At 75.1% G+C, this 15,480-nt stretch carries 29 protein-coding genes; 8 read left to right on the forward strand and 21 right to left on the reverse strand.

Translation table 11 applies throughout. The annotated features are described in order from the left end of the window. Nucleotides 1-35: 35 nt before the first annotated feature. From BLT39_RS18830 to BLT39_RS18850, 5 genes are all read right to left on the reverse strand, one after another. A complete protein-coding gene (locus BLT39_RS18830) occupies nucleotides 36-338 on the reverse strand; it encodes a hypothetical protein (RefSeq protein ID WP_091067587.1) in 303 nt (100 codons plus the stop codon). Beyond that, nucleotides 335-550: a hypothetical protein gene (locus BLT39_RS18835; RefSeq protein ID WP_131801518.1), complete on the reverse strand. Its 216-nt coding sequence runs from the start codon at nucleotides 548-550 to the stop codon at nucleotides 335-337. The genes BLT39_RS18830 and BLT39_RS18835 overlap by 4 nt, the downstream gene beginning before the upstream one ends. Before the next feature lie 109 nt (nucleotides 551-659). Beyond that, the gene (locus BLT39_RS18840; protein WP_091067593.1) at nucleotides 660-923 is read right to left on the reverse strand and encodes a hypothetical protein; all 264 of its coding nucleotides are present in this window, start codon (nucleotides 921-923) and stop codon (nucleotides 660-662) included. 34 nt (nucleotides 924-957) lie between these two features. Next, nucleotides 958-1,629, reverse strand: coding sequence for a DUF7341 domain-containing protein (locus tag BLT39_RS18845; protein WP_091067596.1), 672 nt, complete (start codon nucleotides 1,627-1,629; stop codon nucleotides 958-960). Beyond that, entirely contained in the window at nucleotides 1,626-2,804 is a 1,179-nt protein-coding gene (locus tag BLT39_RS18850; RefSeq protein ID WP_091067599.1) for an HNH endonuclease, read from the reverse strand. Before BLT39_RS18850 ends, BLT39_RS18845 begins: the two co-directional genes overlap by 4 nt. A 306-nt stretch (nucleotides 2,805-3,110) precedes the next feature. Between BLT39_RS18850 and BLT39_RS18860 the strand changes: the two genes are divergently transcribed. Further along, nucleotides 3,111-3,347 carry a hypothetical protein gene (locus BLT39_RS18860; RefSeq protein WP_091067605.1) on the forward strand — a complete coding sequence of 79 codons (237 nt, stop codon included), beginning with the start codon at nucleotides 3,111-3,113 and terminating at the stop codon, nucleotides 3,345-3,347. Between the two features lie 10 nt (nucleotides 3,348-3,357). Here the strand turns inward: BLT39_RS18860 and BLT39_RS18865 are convergent, their stop codons facing one another. From BLT39_RS18865 to BLT39_RS18935, 16 genes are all read right to left on the reverse strand, one after another. After that, on the reverse strand, nucleotides 3,358-3,546 hold the full coding sequence (locus tag BLT39_RS18865; RefSeq protein WP_091067609.1) for a hypothetical protein: 189 nt from the start codon (nucleotides 3,544-3,546) through the stop codon (nucleotides 3,358-3,360). Beyond that, a complete protein-coding gene (locus BLT39_RS18870; protein ID WP_091067613.1) occupies nucleotides 3,543-3,785 on the reverse strand; it encodes a hypothetical protein in 243 nt (80 codons plus the stop codon). Before BLT39_RS18870 ends, BLT39_RS18865 begins: the two co-directional genes overlap by 4 nt. Further along, nucleotides 3,785-4,099, reverse strand: a complete 315-nt coding sequence (locus BLT39_RS18875; protein WP_091067616.1) for a VRR-NUC domain-containing protein — start codon at nucleotides 4,097-4,099, stop codon at nucleotides 3,785-3,787. Before BLT39_RS18875 ends, BLT39_RS18870 begins: the two co-directional genes overlap by 1 nt. A 47-nt stretch (nucleotides 4,100-4,146) precedes the next feature. Then, nucleotides 4,147-4,425: a hypothetical protein gene (locus BLT39_RS18880; RefSeq protein WP_091067619.1), complete on the reverse strand. Its 279-nt coding sequence runs from the start codon at nucleotides 4,423-4,425 to the stop codon at nucleotides 4,147-4,149. Then, on the reverse strand, nucleotides 4,422-5,030 hold the full coding sequence (locus BLT39_RS18885; RefSeq protein WP_091067623.1) for a hypothetical protein: 609 nt from the start codon (nucleotides 5,028-5,030) through the stop codon (nucleotides 4,422-4,424). Before BLT39_RS18885 ends, BLT39_RS18880 begins: the two co-directional genes overlap by 4 nt. Beyond that, nucleotides 5,030-5,323 (reverse strand): DUF3263 domain-containing protein, encoded by a 294-nt coding sequence (locus BLT39_RS18890; protein ID WP_165640331.1) that lies wholly within the window; start codon nucleotides 5,321-5,323, stop codon nucleotides 5,030-5,032. The genes BLT39_RS18885 and BLT39_RS18890 overlap by 1 nt, the downstream gene beginning before the upstream one ends. Next, nucleotides 5,320-5,964: a hypothetical protein gene (locus BLT39_RS22585; protein WP_165640332.1), complete on the reverse strand. Its 645-nt coding sequence runs from the start codon at nucleotides 5,962-5,964 to the stop codon at nucleotides 5,320-5,322. The genes BLT39_RS18890 and BLT39_RS22585 overlap by 4 nt, the downstream gene beginning before the upstream one ends. Beyond that, entirely contained in the window at nucleotides 5,961-7,385 is a 1,425-nt protein-coding gene (locus tag BLT39_RS18895; RefSeq protein ID WP_207508153.1) for a DNA-methyltransferase, read from the reverse strand. The genes BLT39_RS22585 and BLT39_RS18895 overlap by 4 nt, the downstream gene beginning before the upstream one ends. Further along, a complete protein-coding gene (locus tag BLT39_RS18900) occupies nucleotides 7,382-7,816 on the reverse strand; it encodes a hypothetical protein (RefSeq protein ID WP_091067629.1) in 435 nt (144 codons plus the stop codon). The genes BLT39_RS18895 and BLT39_RS18900 overlap by 4 nt, the downstream gene beginning before the upstream one ends. Continuing rightward, nucleotides 7,813-8,058: a hypothetical protein gene (locus BLT39_RS18905; RefSeq protein ID WP_091067633.1), complete on the reverse strand. Its 246-nt coding sequence runs from the start codon at nucleotides 8,056-8,058 to the stop codon at nucleotides 7,813-7,815. The genes BLT39_RS18900 and BLT39_RS18905 overlap by 4 nt, the downstream gene beginning before the upstream one ends. A 163-nt stretch (nucleotides 8,059-8,221) precedes the next feature. Beyond that, entirely contained in the window at nucleotides 8,222-8,593 is a 372-nt protein-coding gene (locus BLT39_RS18910) for a hypothetical protein (RefSeq protein ID WP_091067637.1), read from the reverse strand. Further along, nucleotides 8,590-8,904, reverse strand: coding sequence for a hypothetical protein (locus tag BLT39_RS18915; protein WP_091067642.1), 315 nt, complete (start codon nucleotides 8,902-8,904; stop codon nucleotides 8,590-8,592). Before BLT39_RS18915 ends, BLT39_RS18910 begins: the two co-directional genes overlap by 4 nt. Then, nucleotides 8,901-9,158 (reverse strand): hypothetical protein, encoded by a 258-nt coding sequence (locus tag BLT39_RS18920; protein ID WP_091067644.1) that lies wholly within the window; start codon nucleotides 9,156-9,158, stop codon nucleotides 8,901-8,903. The genes BLT39_RS18915 and BLT39_RS18920 overlap by 4 nt, the downstream gene beginning before the upstream one ends. After that, nucleotides 9,155-9,490 (reverse strand): hypothetical protein, encoded by a 336-nt coding sequence (locus tag BLT39_RS18925; RefSeq protein ID WP_091067646.1) that lies wholly within the window; start codon nucleotides 9,488-9,490, stop codon nucleotides 9,155-9,157. Before BLT39_RS18925 ends, BLT39_RS18920 begins: the two co-directional genes overlap by 4 nt. Before the next feature lie 114 nt (nucleotides 9,491-9,604). Beyond that, nucleotides 9,605-9,784, reverse strand: coding sequence for a hypothetical protein (locus BLT39_RS18930; RefSeq protein WP_091067650.1), 180 nt, complete (start codon nucleotides 9,782-9,784; stop codon nucleotides 9,605-9,607). Then, entirely contained in the window at nucleotides 9,781-10,023 is a 243-nt protein-coding gene (locus BLT39_RS18935; RefSeq protein WP_091067654.1) for a helix-turn-helix domain-containing protein, read from the reverse strand. The genes BLT39_RS18930 and BLT39_RS18935 overlap by 4 nt, the downstream gene beginning before the upstream one ends. A 181-nt stretch (nucleotides 10,024-10,204) precedes the next feature. Here BLT39_RS18935 and BLT39_RS22590 point away from each other — a divergent pair, with 181 nt between their 5' ends. The 7 genes from BLT39_RS22590 to BLT39_RS18970 all read left to right on the forward strand — a co-directional run bounded on the left by BLT39_RS22590 (nucleotide 10,205) and on the right by BLT39_RS18970 (nucleotide 15,473). Further along, a complete protein-coding gene (locus BLT39_RS22590; protein WP_165640333.1) occupies nucleotides 10,205-10,549 on the forward strand; it encodes a helix-turn-helix domain-containing protein in 345 nt (114 codons plus the stop codon). A gap of 8 nt (nucleotides 10,550-10,557) precedes the next feature. Further along, nucleotides 10,558-11,004, forward strand: a complete 447-nt coding sequence (locus BLT39_RS18945) for an ImmA/IrrE family metallo-endopeptidase (protein WP_091067660.1) — start codon at nucleotides 10,558-10,560, stop codon at nucleotides 11,002-11,004. Continuing rightward, complete coding sequence (locus tag BLT39_RS18950; RefSeq protein WP_165640334.1) at nucleotides 10,988-12,457, forward strand: recombinase family protein; 1,470 nt, start codon at nucleotides 10,988-10,990, stop codon at nucleotides 12,455-12,457. Before BLT39_RS18945 ends, BLT39_RS18950 begins: the two co-directional genes overlap by 17 nt. A gap of 93 nt (nucleotides 12,458-12,550) precedes the next feature. Beyond that, nucleotides 12,551-12,751, forward strand: a complete 201-nt coding sequence (locus tag BLT39_RS18955) for a hypothetical protein (RefSeq protein WP_091067667.1) — start codon at nucleotides 12,551-12,553, stop codon at nucleotides 12,749-12,751. After that, nucleotides 12,741-13,148 (forward strand): TadE/TadG family type IV pilus assembly protein, encoded by a 408-nt coding sequence (locus BLT39_RS18960; RefSeq protein ID WP_091067670.1) that lies wholly within the window; start codon nucleotides 12,741-12,743, stop codon nucleotides 13,146-13,148. The genes BLT39_RS18955 and BLT39_RS18960 overlap by 11 nt, the downstream gene beginning before the upstream one ends. Beyond that, nucleotides 13,145-13,597, forward strand: a complete 453-nt coding sequence (locus BLT39_RS18965) for a hypothetical protein (RefSeq protein WP_242658547.1) — start codon at nucleotides 13,145-13,147, stop codon at nucleotides 13,595-13,597. The genes BLT39_RS18960 and BLT39_RS18965 overlap by 4 nt, the downstream gene beginning before the upstream one ends. Before the next feature lie 103 nt (nucleotides 13,598-13,700). Then, a complete protein-coding gene (locus BLT39_RS18970; RefSeq protein WP_131801520.1) occupies nucleotides 13,701-15,473 on the forward strand; it encodes a putative bifunctional diguanylate cyclase/phosphodiesterase in 1,773 nt (590 codons plus the stop codon). Nucleotides 15,474-15,480: the final 7 nt, after the last annotated feature.

Consider the following 15,480-nt stretch of genomic DNA (forward strand, 5'->3'; position numbering starts at 1 on the left):
CACGTTCGTCCATGACAAGCGCGTCGTCGCCGAGGTCAGCCCCAGTCGAGCCGGGTGGCCTCGGCCTCGGTCTGCTTGGCCCTCGCGTAGCGCGCCGCCTCGCTGAGGTTGCACGCTGCGTGACCCAGGCCGAGTACCTGGCCGGTCTCCCGGTCGTGGCAGAGGTGCAGCTTGCTGCCCATCGCCACCGTGATCCGGCGACTGCTGGCCCGGCAGATCCGCTCGGCGCAGCGACCGACGCCGCCCGCCTCGCGCAGCGCCTGCATGTGCTGGGCCCTGGTCTGGGCGTGGGCCCGGCCGTACTTCTCCGACCGAGGCCGGGTGGTCGACCAGCTCACAGCCGGACGACCAGCCCCCCGGTGGTGGAGGTGCCGCCGGTGGTGCCCGTCGTCCCGGTCTGGGTGGACTGCGCGTTGATGTTGGCGACCGCGTGTGCGGTGCACATCGACGTGCCCGACACCCAGGTGGTGGCGTGCTCGAACACGCCGGACACCAGGTGCGGGGCGCACCAACCGGCCGGGTCCATCGGCTGCGGCAGGGGCTGGGTCATGGTCACCGCCTCGGGCTACTTCCTCCGGGCATGGCTGACCGCCACGGGTCGGAAGGTACACGGCGGGGACCCGAGCACGCCAGCACCTGGGCGCCCGGGTCCCCGGCTGTCAGACGAAGTGGGCCGAGCCCCGCGCCCGCTTCGGCTCCTGCTTGGTCGGCTGCACGTTGAAGGCCAGCTTCACCCGGTGCGCGGGGTAGACGTTGGCCGAGCCCTCTCCGTCCTCCTCCTTCACCTCGACGTACACCCACCCGTCGGCGAAGCACACCTCGACGTCCTGGTAGCTGCCGGGGCCGCCGCTGGCGCCGGGGGAGTCGATGATCAGGCGGCCGACCTTGACGATGGGACCGGGGGCGATCTCGTTGAGCTTCATCCTCGGCACGGTACCGAGTCGCGTTCGTGCCGGATCAGCGGTGCTGGCCGCACGCCCGGCAGACGACGTCGACCAGCTGGCCGTCGCGGAAGGTGGCCAGCAGGGCGGGGTCCCGGTAGGTGCCGTCGTCCTCCTGGCGCACCACCACGCCGATGCCGCAGTGCGGGCAGGTGGTGTCGCGGACGGGCAGCCGGACGGTCGCGTGCTCGTGCACCTCGAGCGCCAGCGCGGTCTCGGCCTGGGCCACCCACCGGTAGTAGACGTCGGCCCACTCGTGCACGACGTGCTGCGGGGTGGTGCCCGTGGCCAGGTGCGCGGCCAGCGCGCGGAGGTTGGCCGGAGTGTCAAGGGTGCGCCGGCCGTACCCGTCGTCGTCCTCGCGCCTGGGCTGGATGCCCGAGTGCACCAGGGCCCGGGAGACCTGCTTGGCGATGTCGTCCATCAGCGAGGCCATGCCGACGTCGATCGGGGCGCGGGACCCGGCCGACGACCGACCGCCACCGCCGCCGGTGTCGTCGGAGGCCAGGGCCTCCCGCATCTGCGACCAGAGGCAGGGGACCTCGACGTACTCCACGCCGATCACCCGCCGGTCCTCCAGCGACCGCTCGACGCGCTGCTTGGTATCGCGGGTCAGTCGGTCCACCGAGGACCACAGGCTGCGGGTGTCGATGTAGGGGTCTGGGCCGGCGGGGTGCGTGGTGGTCACCGCTGGTCGCCTCCTGGGCGTGAGCGTCTGCGGCCCCGGCGGGAGCGGGGGGCCGTGGGTGGGGTGGTGGTGCTGTCCGTGCGGGGTGGGTCCGGGGCGAGCCGGGAGGGTGGTCCAGCCACCCGACCCGCACCCGACCCGGACCCGACCCGACCCGGCCCTGCACCCCCGGACCGATCGGTGACCGATCGGTCGGCCGTCGGTCGGTCGGGGGCGTCGTGCTGTGTTGCTCCCGCCGGCGGCGCTACACCGGGCTGGGTGCCCGGGTGCGGGGTGCTGGTCGGGGACGGCGGCGCGACACCCGGCTGGTTGCCGGGGTGCGCTCTGCCGTCGGGCCCGTCGGGGGTCGCGACACCGGCCGTGGCCGGGTGCTGGTCGTCCGACGGGGTGGTGGGACCGTTCGCGACACCGGCCGTCGCCGGGTGCGTCGGGTCCGAGCCCGCGCGCGGGGCGCGGGACGTTGTGGGGGCGGTGTGGTCGGCGCGGGCGACGACGCGCGACCCGGGGGGCAGGGGGTGGCCCTGCTCGACCAGCCAGGTGGCGGTCGACTGCACGTAGATCCGCTCGGTCGGGGGCGGCAGCAGCCGGAACAGCTCGGCGAGCTGGCCGCGGGTCTCGGTGTCCTGCCACGCCTTGCCGCGGGCGCCGTTGCAGACCTTGCAGGCCACCACCAGGTCGTCGGGCGTGCGAGCTGCGTCCCCGGGGCGCAGGTGGTCGAGCTCGCGGCCGCGCGGGGAGCGGTTGTCGTTGGGCTGGACGACGCGGCCGCACCAGCGGCAGGCGTCGCCGTCGCGCAGCAGGACGGCGGCCTTGAGACGCGGGTCTCCGGTGTCCTGGCGGCGCTTCTTCTCCCAGTCGATCTCGGTGCGCAACCGGATGTGGATCAGCTCTGGGCGGTCGTCCACGATCTTGTAGGTGCGGTGCCGACCGGTGCCGGCGGTGTGCACGAGCAGCCCGGCCCGGTGCAGCCGACGGATCAGGTCGGGCGCCTCGGTGCCGCCGGCCAGGTGCATGAACCCGGGCGCGACGTCGTAGGTGCCCTCGGCGGCGCACAGGGTGGCCAGGTCGAGGAACACGCCCCACGCGGCCCGCGCGACCAGTGGGTTGGCCGGGTCGTGGAGCGCCAGGCGCAGTGGGTGGATCGTGGAGGTGTCGCCGATCCGGAGCCAGGCCACGGGGGGCACCTCCTCTCGTCATGGGGTAGTGCGGATCAGCGGGGTTGGGCGGGGGTCGCCGCGGGCGACGCGGCCTGTGTGGGCGTCCACCCAGATGTGGCCGGCGCGCGAGTCGGGAAGGTTGACCCGGCGCAGTAGCTGGCCGGTGACGCCCGGGGGCGGGGGCGGCGTCGGCGGGGGTGGGCGGAACAGCGAGGTGAACCGCTCCCGCTGCTCGCGGTCCCGCTGGCGCCGGACGCCGTCCCGCAGATCGCGGTTCATCGTGTCCAGCCACGACTCGGTCACGGCGCACCTACTGTCGAACGCATGTCCGAACCGCTGCCGCTGGCCCAGGTCGGCCCGTTCGATCCGCCCCGGCCAGTGTGGGTGCGGCAGCCGCCCCGCGGGCGGCAGCGCGAGGCGATGGGCGTCGAGGGGTGGCTGCACTCCTGGCAGCGGGTGCACGAGTGGGGCGAGTGGGGGTGGCGGGCCGAGGTGTCCGACTTCGACCCGACCACCACCAGGCTGGTGCCGGCCAGCAGCGTGCTGCCGCGCGAGGCGTAGGCCGCCCGGCTCACGACAGTCCAGCCAGGGCGACCAGCACCTGCGCGCGGGTGACCAGCAGCGGGGCCAGCTTGCTGTTGCCCATCGGGTCGACCAGCAGGTGCGGGTCGCACCCCACCCGGCTGGCCGACGCCCGCACCTCGGCCTCGGCCCGGGCCAGCTCCACCAGGACGGCCTCGAGCTCCTCCCGCAGCGTCACGTGAGCGGCGTCCTGGCCATCGCCTCGACGTAGGCGGCGCGGGCGGTGTCCAGCTGCTCCTGGGACTTGCGGTGCGCCTGCTTCGCGTCGTCGAACAGGAAGGCAGCGGTCCGGTTGTCCTGCTCGGCGTCCACCAGGGCCTGCAGGGCAACGACGCGCGGGTCCTGCTTGGGGAACAGGGCCGCGACCACCGGGTTGTGCTGCGCGTCGTACTCGGCCAGCGTCGGGTTCTCGGGCATCAGTGGTCCTCTCGGGTCGGTCGGACGGTCAGGGCGTTCTGGATCTGGCAGGTGGAGAAGTGCGCGGGCCGCCACACCCGGGCGTCGTGGCCACCGCGCTGGAGGGCGTCCAGCCACTGCTGCTGGACCTGCGACACCCGGCCGCTGGTGGTCTTGAGCTCGACGAACAGCAGCTCCCCGGTGGCCTCATGCACCAGCACCAGGTCGGGGAAGCCGGCGCCTAGGCCTCGGCGGGAGTCGTGGGTGTGGAACGCCAGCCAGCCGCGCCGGCGGGCGAGGTCGACGACTGCCTGCTGGAACTGCGCCTCGGTCATCAGGTCCCGAGCCGAGCGGGCCCGGGGGCTGGGGCGGGGGCCGGCCGTCACGACACCAGCCGCAGGCGCTCGCGGCGCGCGGCCCGCTGCTCGGCCACCAGCTGGGTGGCGTCGACCTGGGGGACGGTGTCGGCCACGGCGTCGTCGACCTGCTGGCCGGTGGGCACCGTCGGCGGCGGCACCCGGGCGGCCAGCCGGACCCGGGCCCGGTAGGCGTGCAGCGGCGACGTCGCCAGCTCGTCCACCTGGGCCAGCACGGCGCGGTGGGCGTCGTTGCGGGCCTGCACCTCGGGCGAGGGCGGGTACGGGTGCCGCGTGGTGCTCACGACCGCAGCCCCAGCGCCTCGGCTGCGGACTGCAGCTGGTCGAACGTGGGCCGGTGGCCGTCCGGGCTGTCGGGGTGCCAGCGCACCAGCGCGGCCCGGTAGGCGCTGCGCAGCACCGCGGGGTCGCTGCTGGCGACCACGTCGCGTCCGGACAGGTCGCGCAGCACGCGTGCGGCGTCCCGGGGCGCCGGCCCGGCGATGGCCTTGGCGAACCCGCGGTACTGCTGGCGGGCCTGCCCGATGCCGTGCCGGTCGACCGCGCGCAGCGCCTCCAGGCCGAGAGAGATCGACCGCACGTTGTGGGTCCACCGCTCGCAGACGTCGGAGGCGAACACCAGCACGTCGCCGTCGGTGGCCACCTCCATCACCACGCCCGGGTGCCGTGGGGTGGCGTTGGCCCGCAGCCGGCCGCGCAGGGTCAGGTCGGCCGGGTCGCAGACCACGCCCAGCACGACCTCGTCCCCGCCGAGCAGCGCGACCTCGGCGGCCAGGTCGCGCAGGGTGTCGTCCCAGCTGGCCCGGAAGGTGTACGGGCCGCGGCGGCGCTCGGTCGACGGGTGGGGCCAGGCGGGCAGGGGGCGCACGGTCCACTCGAAGGCGGACATCAGGTGCTCCTCGTCTCGGGCGGGTGGACGCCGCCCCGGTGGGCGCGGCGGTCGAGCAGGCGGCGCAGCCGGCGGACCTCGGCCGGCTCGGCGGCCTCGGCGCCGGGGTGCCGGACGGCGGCCATGAGCTGCTGCCGGTAGCGCAGGACCCCGATCCCGAACGCCTCCCAGATCGCGAGGCGCTGGCGGTCGTAGCCGGTGCCGGCCAGGGCGTGCCGGGCCGAGAACCGCAGCAGCGCGTGCTGGCGGCGGGTCAGCGGCCCGGCGTCGGGGACGGCGTGCACGGCGGTCACCGGGCGCCGGTCCGGTAGCTGGCTGCGCTGGACGGGCGGAACCGCTCCCGGTCCAGCGCGCCCCGAGGGGCCAGGACGGCGTCGACACCGGCGCCGCCCGGGGCGGTCATCCGCGCCGGCGACGTCGGGGTGCCCGGCAGCCACAGCCGGCCGCCGGTCATCGCCCCCGGCACCAGGGCGCCGATCATCAGGCCGAGGGTCAGCGGGACCCCCTCAGCGCGCTGGCCGTTGAAGTCGTGCGGGGCCGGCGGGTCGCCGTCGAACACGACCCGTTCGGACACCGACCCCTCCAGCACGGCCTCGGTGCGGTGGTGCTCGAGCAGCTCCCGCAGCCGGGTGGCCTCCCGCAGCACCTCGGCCTCCCGGACGGCGGCGAGCTCGGCCGGGGTCGGTCGGCCCATGCCGGCCAGGTGCATCCGGGTGACGTCGGTCAGGCAGCGGGCGCACGCCGTGCACACCCGCAGCGCCGGCGGCTCGTCGGTCACCTGCAGCGCCCGCGGACGGCGCCCGCACGCCGGCCGAGGGCCGCCGAGCAGCAGGTGCACCGTCGTCCCGGCCGCCGCGCGGGCCATCACGGCCCACGGCGCGACCCTGGCGAGCGTGGCCGCTGGCAGGAACGCCAGCACGTCGACCGCGCTCACAGCAGCACGCCCTGGATCGGCTTGGCCAGCCGGCCCACGATCAGCGGCAGATACTTCGCCTCCCGCTCGATCGTGGTGCACCGGAAGCCCTCGACCACGCACGCCTCGGCCGTCGTCCCGGATCCGGCGAACGGGTCCAGCACCAGCCCGCCGGGCGGGGTGACCAGCCGGACCAGCCACCGCATCAGGTCCAGCGGCTTGACCGTCGGGTGCGCGGTCTCCCCGTCGCGGGGCCGCTCGGAGGGCGGGGCCTTGGCCTCCCAGTGGAACGTGGGGAAGTACCGCGAGGCCCCGCCCGGGGGCAGCTCGGTTCGCTCGCCGGCGGTGCCGGTCTGCGATCCGCCGTAGCCGATGCCCGCCCGCTTCGCCGGGTGCGCCCCGGCCGGGCGGGTGCCTGTCTCGGTGTCCAGCTGCGCGGCGGTCTCGGCCTGCAGCAGCACGTTGGTCGGCCACCGGCCGAGCTCGTGCGCGGCCGCGGGCTGCAGTGCCAGTCGGCTGTCCCCCGCCGACAGGTTGAGCGCCGCCCCCCGGGCCCGCTCGTAGTCGTCGGGGTCCATGCCGGCGTGCTTGGCGTCGATCGCCGCGGCGTCCCCTGGTGACATGGGCACCCGGCAGCCGTCCACGTTGAGCGCGCCGGTGCCGTGGGTCAGCACGTTGGCGGCCACCGACCCGGCCAGCGGCTTGCGGCCGACCACGATCGGCTCGAACGCCGGCTTCAGCGCCGTACCCCAGCCCTGCCACCGCTCGGCGTCCTCGGTCTGCGCGTCGCGGGTCTGCGGCGCCCACCCGTCGGCGCCGAACCCCGAAGCATGGATGGAGTCCGACGGCCGGACCCGGCGCTGGGCGGCCTGCCGCGGCCGTTCGGCGCCTGCGGCGCGGTCGATCGCCTTGGACACGTCCAGGGACTTGGGGAAGCCCTGCCCGTACAGCCAAGCGATCGAGTCCCGGACCTCGAACCCGGCATCCTCCACCGCGGCTGCCAGCCGATGCCAGGTGCGGGACCCGCCGAACGACACGAAGTGCCCGCCTGGCTTGAGCACCCGGAAGCACTCCGAGGCCCACGCGTGGCACCACTCCTGGAACAGGGCGTTCGCCGAGCGGGAGACGTCGTACCGGCCGGCCTCCATCGCGCCCTCGGAGATCTTCTCCAGGTCGCCGTCCGGCCGTCGGCGGTGCACGTCGGGCCGGCCAGCGGCCCGCAGCGCGCCGTAGCGGCCGGGTTGGTCCCACTGGTGGCCCATGAACCCGATGCCGTACGGAGGGTCGGTCACCACCGCGTCGATCGACGCGTCCGGCAGCTCGGCGAGCAGCTCCAGGCAGTCGCCGTGCAGCACGGTCACCTGGTCGTCGGCGTAGTGCGGCGCGGTCAGCTGACCGGGCACCGACTCCACCCGCGGCAGATCCTGCTCGACGCCGGTCACCGCTGACCCCCCGCCGACCGGGCCCGGCCATCGGCCCGGATCCGGTCCGCCTGCTGCTGCGCTCGCTTCTGCAACCAGGCGGTGGCCCCGGTGGGGTCCTCGTCCGGGTCGGCGTCGGCGAGCTCGCGGGAGACGGTGACCTGACTGCCCAGGTCGGCGACCCGTACCGGCCCTTCGTCGCCCTCCCAGCGCGGGCCGACCGGCTCGATGCAGCGCACCTCGCGGGCCCGCACCCACCCCTCGACGCCATGCCGAGTGGTGAACGCCAGCATCGCCGCGCCGTCGCCGCAGCCGGCGATGAGCCGGGCGAGCCTGCTGGCCTCAGCGACCGCTGCGGCCTCGGTCATCCCGAGCGACGTCCACGTCCCGGCGCGGTGGGTCATCTTCACCCGCCACAGCGGCGCCGCGGCGGGCTGCTGGTCGGCGGTCATCGGCCGGCCACCCGGGTCAACATCTCGCCGATTCGGGCGGCCTGGTCGGCGGTCAGCACGACCTGCAGGCCGAACGGGCCGATGCCCGGGATAACGATGGTGACCATCAGGCGCACCGTCCCGTCCGGGATCGGCAGCGCGGCGAGGACGACGTGGTTGCCGTCCTGGGTCGGCTCCTCGAACACCTCGCCGCCGGCGGCGGCGTGGAACTCGCGGGCGGTCGGCCCGCTGGGGCCGGTCACCGGAACCACCTCGTGGAAAGCCGCGGCGTCGGCTGCGGGCAGCGGTGGGCGGTCTGCTCGGCGCGGACTTGAGCGGTCCACGCGTCGTCGCCGACCCCGGTGGGGCGGTGCACGACGGTCGGGCAGTGATCGCAGGACCAGCGGTCGCTGGCAACCCCGGCCATCACGACGTCACCCCAGGGCGGCGGTCGATGGCCTCGATCCACTGCACCAGCACGGCGGCGGTCTGGACCAGCTCGGTGCGCAGGGCAGCGACGTCGCCAAGCCAGGCGGCCTCGACGGCCTCGGCCATCTCCTCCAGCGCGATCAGAGCCCAGTTGGACTCGCCGACTGTGGCGTGCCCGTCCACGTCGGCCTTGATGACCTCGGGCAGGTCGATGCCGAGGTAGCGGAAGACGTGCAGGCGCTCCTCGCCGGCCAGGCCCGGGGGCAGGTCGGGGTGGTCCTGCTGGCCCCACTTCGTGTGCTGGCGCACCCGCTCGTCGGCGACGGCACCGAGCGCCCGCATCATCTTTACGTCGCGCGCGGCGGTCATCGAGCGCCGCCCAGCAGCCGCTGCAGCTCGGCGACGCCGGCGGTCAGCGTCTCGACGGTGGCGTACTGCAGGTGCACCGTCGTCTGCGGGCGCAGGTGGCCCGGCGTGGGGAACAGGCAGCCGTCGCCGTCGTGGTGTCCGTCGATCAGGACGGGGTCCACCTCGGTGTCCAGCACCTCGTAGGGGCGTCCGAACCCGTCGGCGCCGAGGATCTGGCCGGGCCGGATGACCTCGGAGAGGTCGCCGCGGTAGCGCAGCACCTCGAAGCGGTCGCCGGGGGTGCGGGAGCCGTCGCGGGTCAGCCGGGTCATGCCGGCACCCCGACGGTGAGCACGCCGTCCCAGGTGACGACCTGGCCGCGGGTGGCCACGGCCACGACGACGGCGAGCAGGACGCCGAGGGCCAGCAGGCCGACGTGGGTGCCGCGCTCGGTGCGGCGCAGCGGACGGTCGGCGGCTCCGCGGTTGCGACGCAACCGGCGGCACAGGGGCACGGCGACCAGCAGTCCGACGGCCAGCCACGCGGCCACCACGCCCACGATGACCAGCAGCACCAGGGCGATCACCGGGCACCGCCCGCAAGGGGCGCGAACGCGGTCACCAGCAGGCGGGGGATCGCGACGGTCTCGGCGGTGATGGCCCGGATCGGGACGGTCGGGTAGTCGTTCCCGGCGAACGCCGGGGGCGCCGGCTGCTCGGGGGCGCGGTGCTTGCCGGGCTGCTCGGTGGCCCCGCGGTGCACCCGGCCGAGCTTGGGCAGACCGCCGGGGTTCAGATCGGCGCTGCGGCGGCTGGAGACGACGGCGGGCAGGTCGACGGCGGGCTGCACGACGACGGGACGGCGGCGACGCCAGGGCCGGGGGAGCCGGGCGAGCATGGTGCGGACGGGCTGGGACATGTCAGACTCCTTCGTGGCGAGCCGTTCACCCGTCCTGCCAGGGATGTGGGGTGGGCGGCTCTGTCGTTGGGTGGGTCACCCGGCGCCGGTGGGGAACCGCTGGCGCCGGGGGTCTCAGGCGGCGACCGGATGACCGGTACGCCGTGCGCGGATCCGCCGCTCCAGCTCCTCGACGGACGGACCGCCGGGGCGGTGCGCCTGCTCGGCGACCTGGCGCGGAGTGAGCGCGGCCAGCCGCTGCAGCGACGCGGCGAGGTGCCGGCCGGCCGAGGCGATGGCCTCGTCCCGGGTCATGCGGACACCGGCTCTGCGGCGGTGGCGATGACAGCCGGGTAGGTGATGGCCTCGAGCGGGACGGACAACGCCTCGGCCATCCGGCGGGTGACGTCGACGGCGGGCTGCTTGCGGCCCGCCTCGATGTTGGTGAGGTATCCGGCCGAGATGGCCAGCCGTCGGGCGAAGTCGACGTGCCGGATGCCGACGGCCTCGCGGAGTGCCCGGACGCTGGCTCCGTTGACCAGTCGGCTGCTCATGGCGGCAACTGTAGGAAAGAACAGGCATGTAGGCAAGCAGGGAAAGGAAAGTGGGCGCACGTCGGCGTGTCGCTGGTCTGCTACTAGCTGCTACGCCCTGCCGTTGCTTGCTTTCTCGTTCTCCCCCGTCGGAGTCAATCGCTCTGGATCTTTCCCATCGTTTCCTTCTAGGCTGCCGATCGTGAGCCAACCGCTGCCCCAGCTGATCCGCGCCGCCCGCGAGCGCGCTCGCCTGTCGCAGGCCGAGGTGGCCGCGGCGGTGGGGGTGTCGCTGCGAACGGTCGGCAACTGGGAGCGAGGCGAGTCGATCCCGCGCAACCGGTTGGGCGCGCTGGAAGAGCTCCTAGGCGTCGTGCTGCGGGAGGGGACTTCCGGAACTGTCGGACCCACTACTGACGATGCAGCCCCCGACCTTCCGGTTGGGGCCGGCGTCGATCCCGAGCTGCTCACCCAGCTCGCCCAGGCCGACCCGGAAGCACTCGAGGCGGTGCGCGCCGTCCTGCGGGCGGCGCGCCGGGGGGACTGACCTTGCACGTGTACGACCCGTGGGCTGACCTCGCTGCGAGGCCCGACATCATCTGCCGCACCTGCCCGCTGCCCGTCGGCGAGGGCATGTGGTTCCCCGACCTGCAGTCGATCGCGCTGGACGAGCGACTGGACCGCGTCGGCCGACGGTCGGCCCTGGCCCACGAGCTCGTGCACGTCGACCACGGCGACGTGCAGGTGGCCGGGTGCGGCCCGGACGGGCCCCGGCAGGCCCGGCGGCAGGAAGCCCGCGCGGACCAGAAGGCAGCCCGGCGGCTGATCCGGGTCGCCGCGCTGGCGGCCGCGCTGGCCACTCACCCGCACGACGTCGCCGCGGCGGCCGATGATCTCGACGTCACCGTGCACCTGCTCGTCGTCCGGATCGAGCACCTGCACGCCGCCGAGCAGCGCGACCTGCGCACCCACCTGGACAGCCACGGTGACGTCGCGGCCTGATCGGGGGCTGTCCGTCGTCCCCGACGCGCCACCCCGCGCGGTGCTCTACCTGCGGCAGTCCGTAGCCCGGGACGAGTCGATCAGTCTCGAGCTGCAGGAGACCGCCTGCCGGGACTACTGCGCCCGCCGCGGCTACCGGGTGGTCGACGTCATCGCCGACCCCGGGATCAGCGGCCGCACCTGGAACCGCCCCGGCGTGCAGCGCACCATCGCGATGGTCGAGCACGGGGACGCCGACGTCGTCGTGCTCTGGCGGTGGTCCCGCCTGTCCCGCTCCCGTCGCGACTGGGCCGTGGCTGTCGACCGGGTCGACGTCGCCGGAGGCGCGATCGAGTCGGCCACCGAACCGGTCGACACCACCACCGCCGCGGGTCGGCTGCAGCGCGGGATGCTCGCCGAGCTCGCCGCGTGGGAGTCCGAGGTCAAGGGCGAGCAGTGGAAGGAGACCCACGCCCGCCGGCGGGCGCACGGCCTCCCGCACGGCGGCGGCTACCGACCCGGCTACCTCTACCAGAGCAAGACGTACCGGCCCGACCCCGACACCGCGCCGCTGGTCGCCGAGCTCTACCGGCGGTACGCAGACGGGCAGGGCCTGCGGCCGCTCGCGGTGTGGCTGACCGCCGTCGGCGTCCCGTCCCGCGCGACCGGCAGCGCCTGGACCCACCGCGGCGTCTCGTCGCTGCTGGAGACCGGGTGGGCGGCCGGGCACCTGCACGTCCACGACCCCGCCTGCCTCTGCAGGAAGCCCGCGACCTGCAGGCGGCGGGTGCACGTGCCCGGCGCGCACCAGCCGATCGTCGATGGCCAGCTGTGGGACGCGTACGTGGCCGAGCGGAGGCGGCGCGGCGGGACGCCCCAGCGGCAGCTCAACCCCAGCACCCCGCTGGCGGGGCTCGTCCGCTGCGCCGGCTGCGGGTACGGGATGCGCACGAAGAAGGGCCGGGGACCGGCCGGCTACTACGCGTGCGAGACCGCCGGGTGCCCCCAGCCGACCACGGTCGTGCGCACCCGCGCCGAGCAGGCGGCCCGCGACTGGCTGGACGGCCTGGCCCACGAAGTCGCCCGTGCCGCCGAGCTCGCCGCCAGCGCCCAGGCCACCCAGACCGCTGGCCGGGCAGCCGTGACCCGGTTGGCCCGGGCTGCCGCTCAGCTCGAGGCCGAGCTGACCCAGCTGACCCGGCAGCTCACCCGCGGGGTTATCCCGGAGTCGGTCTACGTCACCACCCGCGACGAGTTGCTGGCCGAGCAGGCCGCCGCCGCCGCCGCGCTCGCCGAGGCCCAGGCCGCCATCGCAGCCCCCGGGCCCGCCCCCGGCGTCGCCCGCGACGTCCTGCTGGCCTGGGACGAGCTGCCCGCCGCCGACCTGAACGCCGCGCTGCGGGACCTGCTGCGCGTCATCGTCAGCAGGGGACCCTGGCGGCCCTCCGTGGACGTCGTGCCCGCCTGGGAGTAGCTCGACCGTCTCCTACCCGGTTCGGAACGGTGCTGTTCGCCCTGTTCCCCGGCCTGGTCGCCATCGTGACCCTGGCCCAGTGAGGAGACCCCCATGACCGTCCTGACCGTGGTGCTCGCCGCCCTCGTCGACCGCCTGCGGGGGAGTGACGCCGAGCGCGGCGACGTGCCCGGCTGGGTGATGATCACCGTGATGACCGCGGCGCTGGTGCTGGCCATCCTCATCCCGTTCCGCGAGGCCATCGTCGCCGCGGTGCAGAACGCGCTGACCTCGGTCACCAGCGGTGGCGGCTGACCCCGACCGCCGCGACGGCGAACGGGGCAGCGCCGTCGTCGACTTCGCCCTGGTCTCGGTGCTCGTCGTCGTCCTGCTGCTGGCGGTGCTGCAGGTGGCCGTCTACGTGCACGTCCGCAACGTCGCGACCTCCAGCGCGCAGGAGGGCGCCCGCTACGCGGCCAACGCCGACGTGCCGGCCTCGGCCGGGGCCGACCGGGCGCTGGAGGTCGTCGCCGCGGCCACCAGCACCCGCACCGCGGCGGGCCTGACCTGCACCGCCGGCCAGGAGACCGACGCCTCGGGGCTCGTGCTGGTCGTCGTCCGGTGCTCCGGGGCGGTGCCCAGCCTGCTCGCCGCCCTGGGTGACCTGCTCCCGCTGGAGGTCACCGGCCGGGCCGTGGAGGAGGGGCCGTGAGGGACCCCGGGGACGGCGAGCGCGGGTCGGCGATCGTGGAGTTCGTCTTCGTCGCGCTGGTCGTGTTCCTGCCGCTGGTCTACCTGGTCGCCGGGTTCTCCGCGGTGCAGCGCGGGGTCTTCGCCGCCGACGCGGCCGCCCGCGAGGCCGGCCGGGCCATCGGCACCGCCCCCGACCCGGTCACCGGGCAGGCCCGCGCGGAGGCCGCCGCCGCCCTGGCCGTCGAGGACCAGTCGGTGGCCGCGACCGACGTCCGGGTGGCTTACCTGCCCGCCGGGGTGGAGTGCACCGCCACCAACGGCGGCTACACCCCGGCGCTGGTGCCGGGGGAGGAGTTCAGCGTCTGCGTGACGGTCACCGTGCGGGTGCCGCTGCTGCCCGACTTCGTCGACGCGAACACCGCGACGGGCCAGTTCGTCGTCGAGCGCGACCGCTACGTCGACCCCTGACCGCGGCACGCGTGGGGCTGGTGGGACGAGGACACACCGATGCAACGTGCAACCGTGCTCGTCGGCACGCACGGACGCCCAGGCGTTCCCTAGGGTGGTCACCGTGTCGTCACCCGTCGTCCCCCTCGCGGACGGCGGCCGTGCGGGCGGGCACCGGTCCCGCCGTCCCGCACCCCCCGCTCCCGCGCTGCCCGCCGCGGTGCTGGACGCCCTGCCCGCGCCCACCGTGCTGCTGGACTCCGAGGGCACGGTGCTGCTGCGCAACGCCGCGTGGGCGCAGGCCGACCTGGCCGGCACCGTGCTCCCGCTGGCGGTCGGGGACGACTACGCCGAGGCCGTGCTCTCCGCCCGGGACGACGACGACGTCCGGATGCTGCTCGACGGCCTGGGCGAGCTGACCGAGCGCGGCGGCGCCCCCGTCTCGGTGGACGTCGCCCTCGGCCCGGCCCCGGTGGGCCGCTGGGTGCACGTGCAGGCCGCCCGGCTGGACGACTCCGGCCAGCTGGTGGTCACCCACACCGACATCACCGCCAGCGTCGAGGCCGTCCGCGACAGCGCCCGCCGCGCGCTCTACGACCACCTCACCGACCTGCCCAACCGGGTGCACCTGCAGGAGCTGGTCGAGGCCGAGCTCGCCCGTGTCGACGGCCGGTCCACCGCGGTGCTGGTGCTCGACGTCGACGAGTTCAAGTCGGTCAACGACAGCCTGGGTCACGACGCCGGCGACCTGCTGATCCGGCAGGTCGCCTCCCGGCTCTCCCGCGCCGTCGGCGAGCTGGACACCGTCGGCCGGATGGGCGGGGACGAGTTCGTCGTGCTCGGCCGGGACGTCGACGCCGCCGGCGCGCACGCCCTCGCGCAGCGCTGCCGCGCGGTGTTCGCCGAGCCCTTCGCCCTCGCCGGCGCGATGGTGCCGCTGACCGCCAGCATCGGGGTTGCGGTCGCCGACGCCGGCACGCACACCGCCGCCGACCTGGTGCGCGACGCCGACCTGGCCAAGTACGCCGCCAAGGCCGCCGGCCGCAACACCGTCACCGCGTTCTCCGACGAGCTGCGGGCCAGCGCGCAGCGCCGGCTGCGGGTCACCAGCGAGCTCAGTGACGCCATCGACGCCGGCCAGATGGTGGTGCACTACCAGCCGCTGCTGCACCTGCGCACCCGCACCGTCACCGGCGTGGAGGCCCTCGTGCGGTGGGAGCACCCCGAGCGCGGGCTGCTGCCGCCGTCGGAGTTCGTGCCGGTCGCCGAGGCCAGCGGCCTGGTCGACGAGCTGACCCGCTGGGTGCTGGCCACCGTCGCCCGCGACGCCGCGGCGTGGGACGCGATGGGCCTGCCGCTGACCGCCGCGGTGAACATCAGCGCCACCCACATGGGCTCGGGCACCCTGGTCTCCGACGTCACCAGCGTGCTGGCCACCAGCGGGCTGCGCCCCGAGCGCCTGGTGCTGGAGCTGACCGAGACCAGCGTCGCCGAGGACCCCGAGCGCGCCGCCGAGCAGTTCGCCGAGCTGCGGGTGTCGGGCATCGAGGTGTCCATCGACGACTTCGGCAGCGGCTTCTCCTGCCTGGGCCAGATCGTCTCCATGCCGGCCGGCATCCTCAAGATCGACAAGTCGCTGGTGCAGGGCATCGCCGGGTCGGGCCACAAGCAGGCCAGCCAGTCCGCCGCCGCGGTCGAGACCGTGGTCAGCCTGGCCCGCGCCTGCGGCATGCGCAGCGTCGCCGAGGGCGTGGAGACCCCCGAGCAGCTGGCCACCGTCGCGGCGCTGGGCTGCACCTACGCGCAGGGCTTCGTCATCGCCCGGCCGATGCCCGCCGAGGACCTGCCGCGCTGGCTGGGCAGCCGCAGCCGCCGCCGCGCCGCCCTCACCGGCTGAGCCCGCC

The sequence above is a fragment of the Klenkia brasiliensis genome (assembly GCF_900100695.1).
In the GTDB taxonomy this organism is placed as follows: domain Bacteria; phylum Actinomycetota; class Actinomycetes; order Mycobacteriales; family Geodermatophilaceae; genus Klenkia; species Klenkia brasiliensis.

Bases quoted from the DNA above. Each gene is read 5' to 3' on its own strand.
- BLT39_RS18835 (WP_131801518.1), bottom strand. From the start codon at position 550: ATGACCCAGCCCCTGCCGCAGCCGATGGACCCGGCCGGTTGGTGCGCC.
- BLT39_RS18840 (WP_091067593.1), bottom strand. From the start codon at position 923: ATGAAGCTCAACGAGATCGCCCCCGGTCCCATCGTCAAGGTCGGCCGC.
- BLT39_RS18860 (WP_091067605.1), top strand. From the start codon at position 3,111: ATGTCCGAACCGCTGCCGCTGGCCCAGGTCGGCCCGTTCGATCCGCCC.
- BLT39_RS18870 (WP_091067613.1), bottom strand. From the start codon at position 3,785: ATGCCCGAGAACCCGACGCTGGCCGAGTACGACGCGCAGCACAACCCG.
- BLT39_RS18875 (WP_091067616.1), bottom strand. From the start codon at position 4,099: ATGACCGAGGCGCAGTTCCAGCAGGCAGTCGTCGACCTCGCCCGCCGG.
- BLT39_RS18885 (WP_091067623.1), bottom strand. From the start codon at position 5,030: ATGTCCGCCTTCGAGTGGACCGTGCGCCCCCTGCCCGCCTGGCCCCAC.
- BLT39_RS18900 (WP_091067629.1), bottom strand. From the start codon at position 7,816: ATGACCGCCGACCAGCAGCCCGCCGCGGCGCCGCTGTGGCGGGTGAAG.
- BLT39_RS18910 (WP_091067637.1), bottom strand. From the start codon at position 8,593: ATGACCGCCGCGCGCGACGTAAAGATGATGCGGGCGCTCGGTGCCGTC.
- BLT39_RS18915 (WP_091067642.1), bottom strand. From the start codon at position 8,904: ATGACCCGGCTGACCCGCGACGGCTCCCGCACCCCCGGCGACCGCTTC.
- BLT39_RS18925 (WP_091067646.1), bottom strand. From the start codon at position 9,490: ATGTCCCAGCCCGTCCGCACCATGCTCGCCCGGCTCCCCCGGCCCTGG.
- BLT39_RS18930 (WP_091067650.1), bottom strand. From the start codon at position 9,784: ATGACCCGGGACGAGGCCATCGCCTCGGCCGGCCGGCACCTCGCCGCG.
- BLT39_RS18935 (WP_091067654.1), bottom strand. From the start codon at position 10,023: ATGAGCAGCCGACTGGTCAACGGAGCCAGCGTCCGGGCACTCCGCGAG.
- BLT39_RS18955 (WP_091067667.1), top strand. From the start codon at position 12,551: ATGACCGTCCTGACCGTGGTGCTCGCCGCCCTCGTCGACCGCCTGCGG.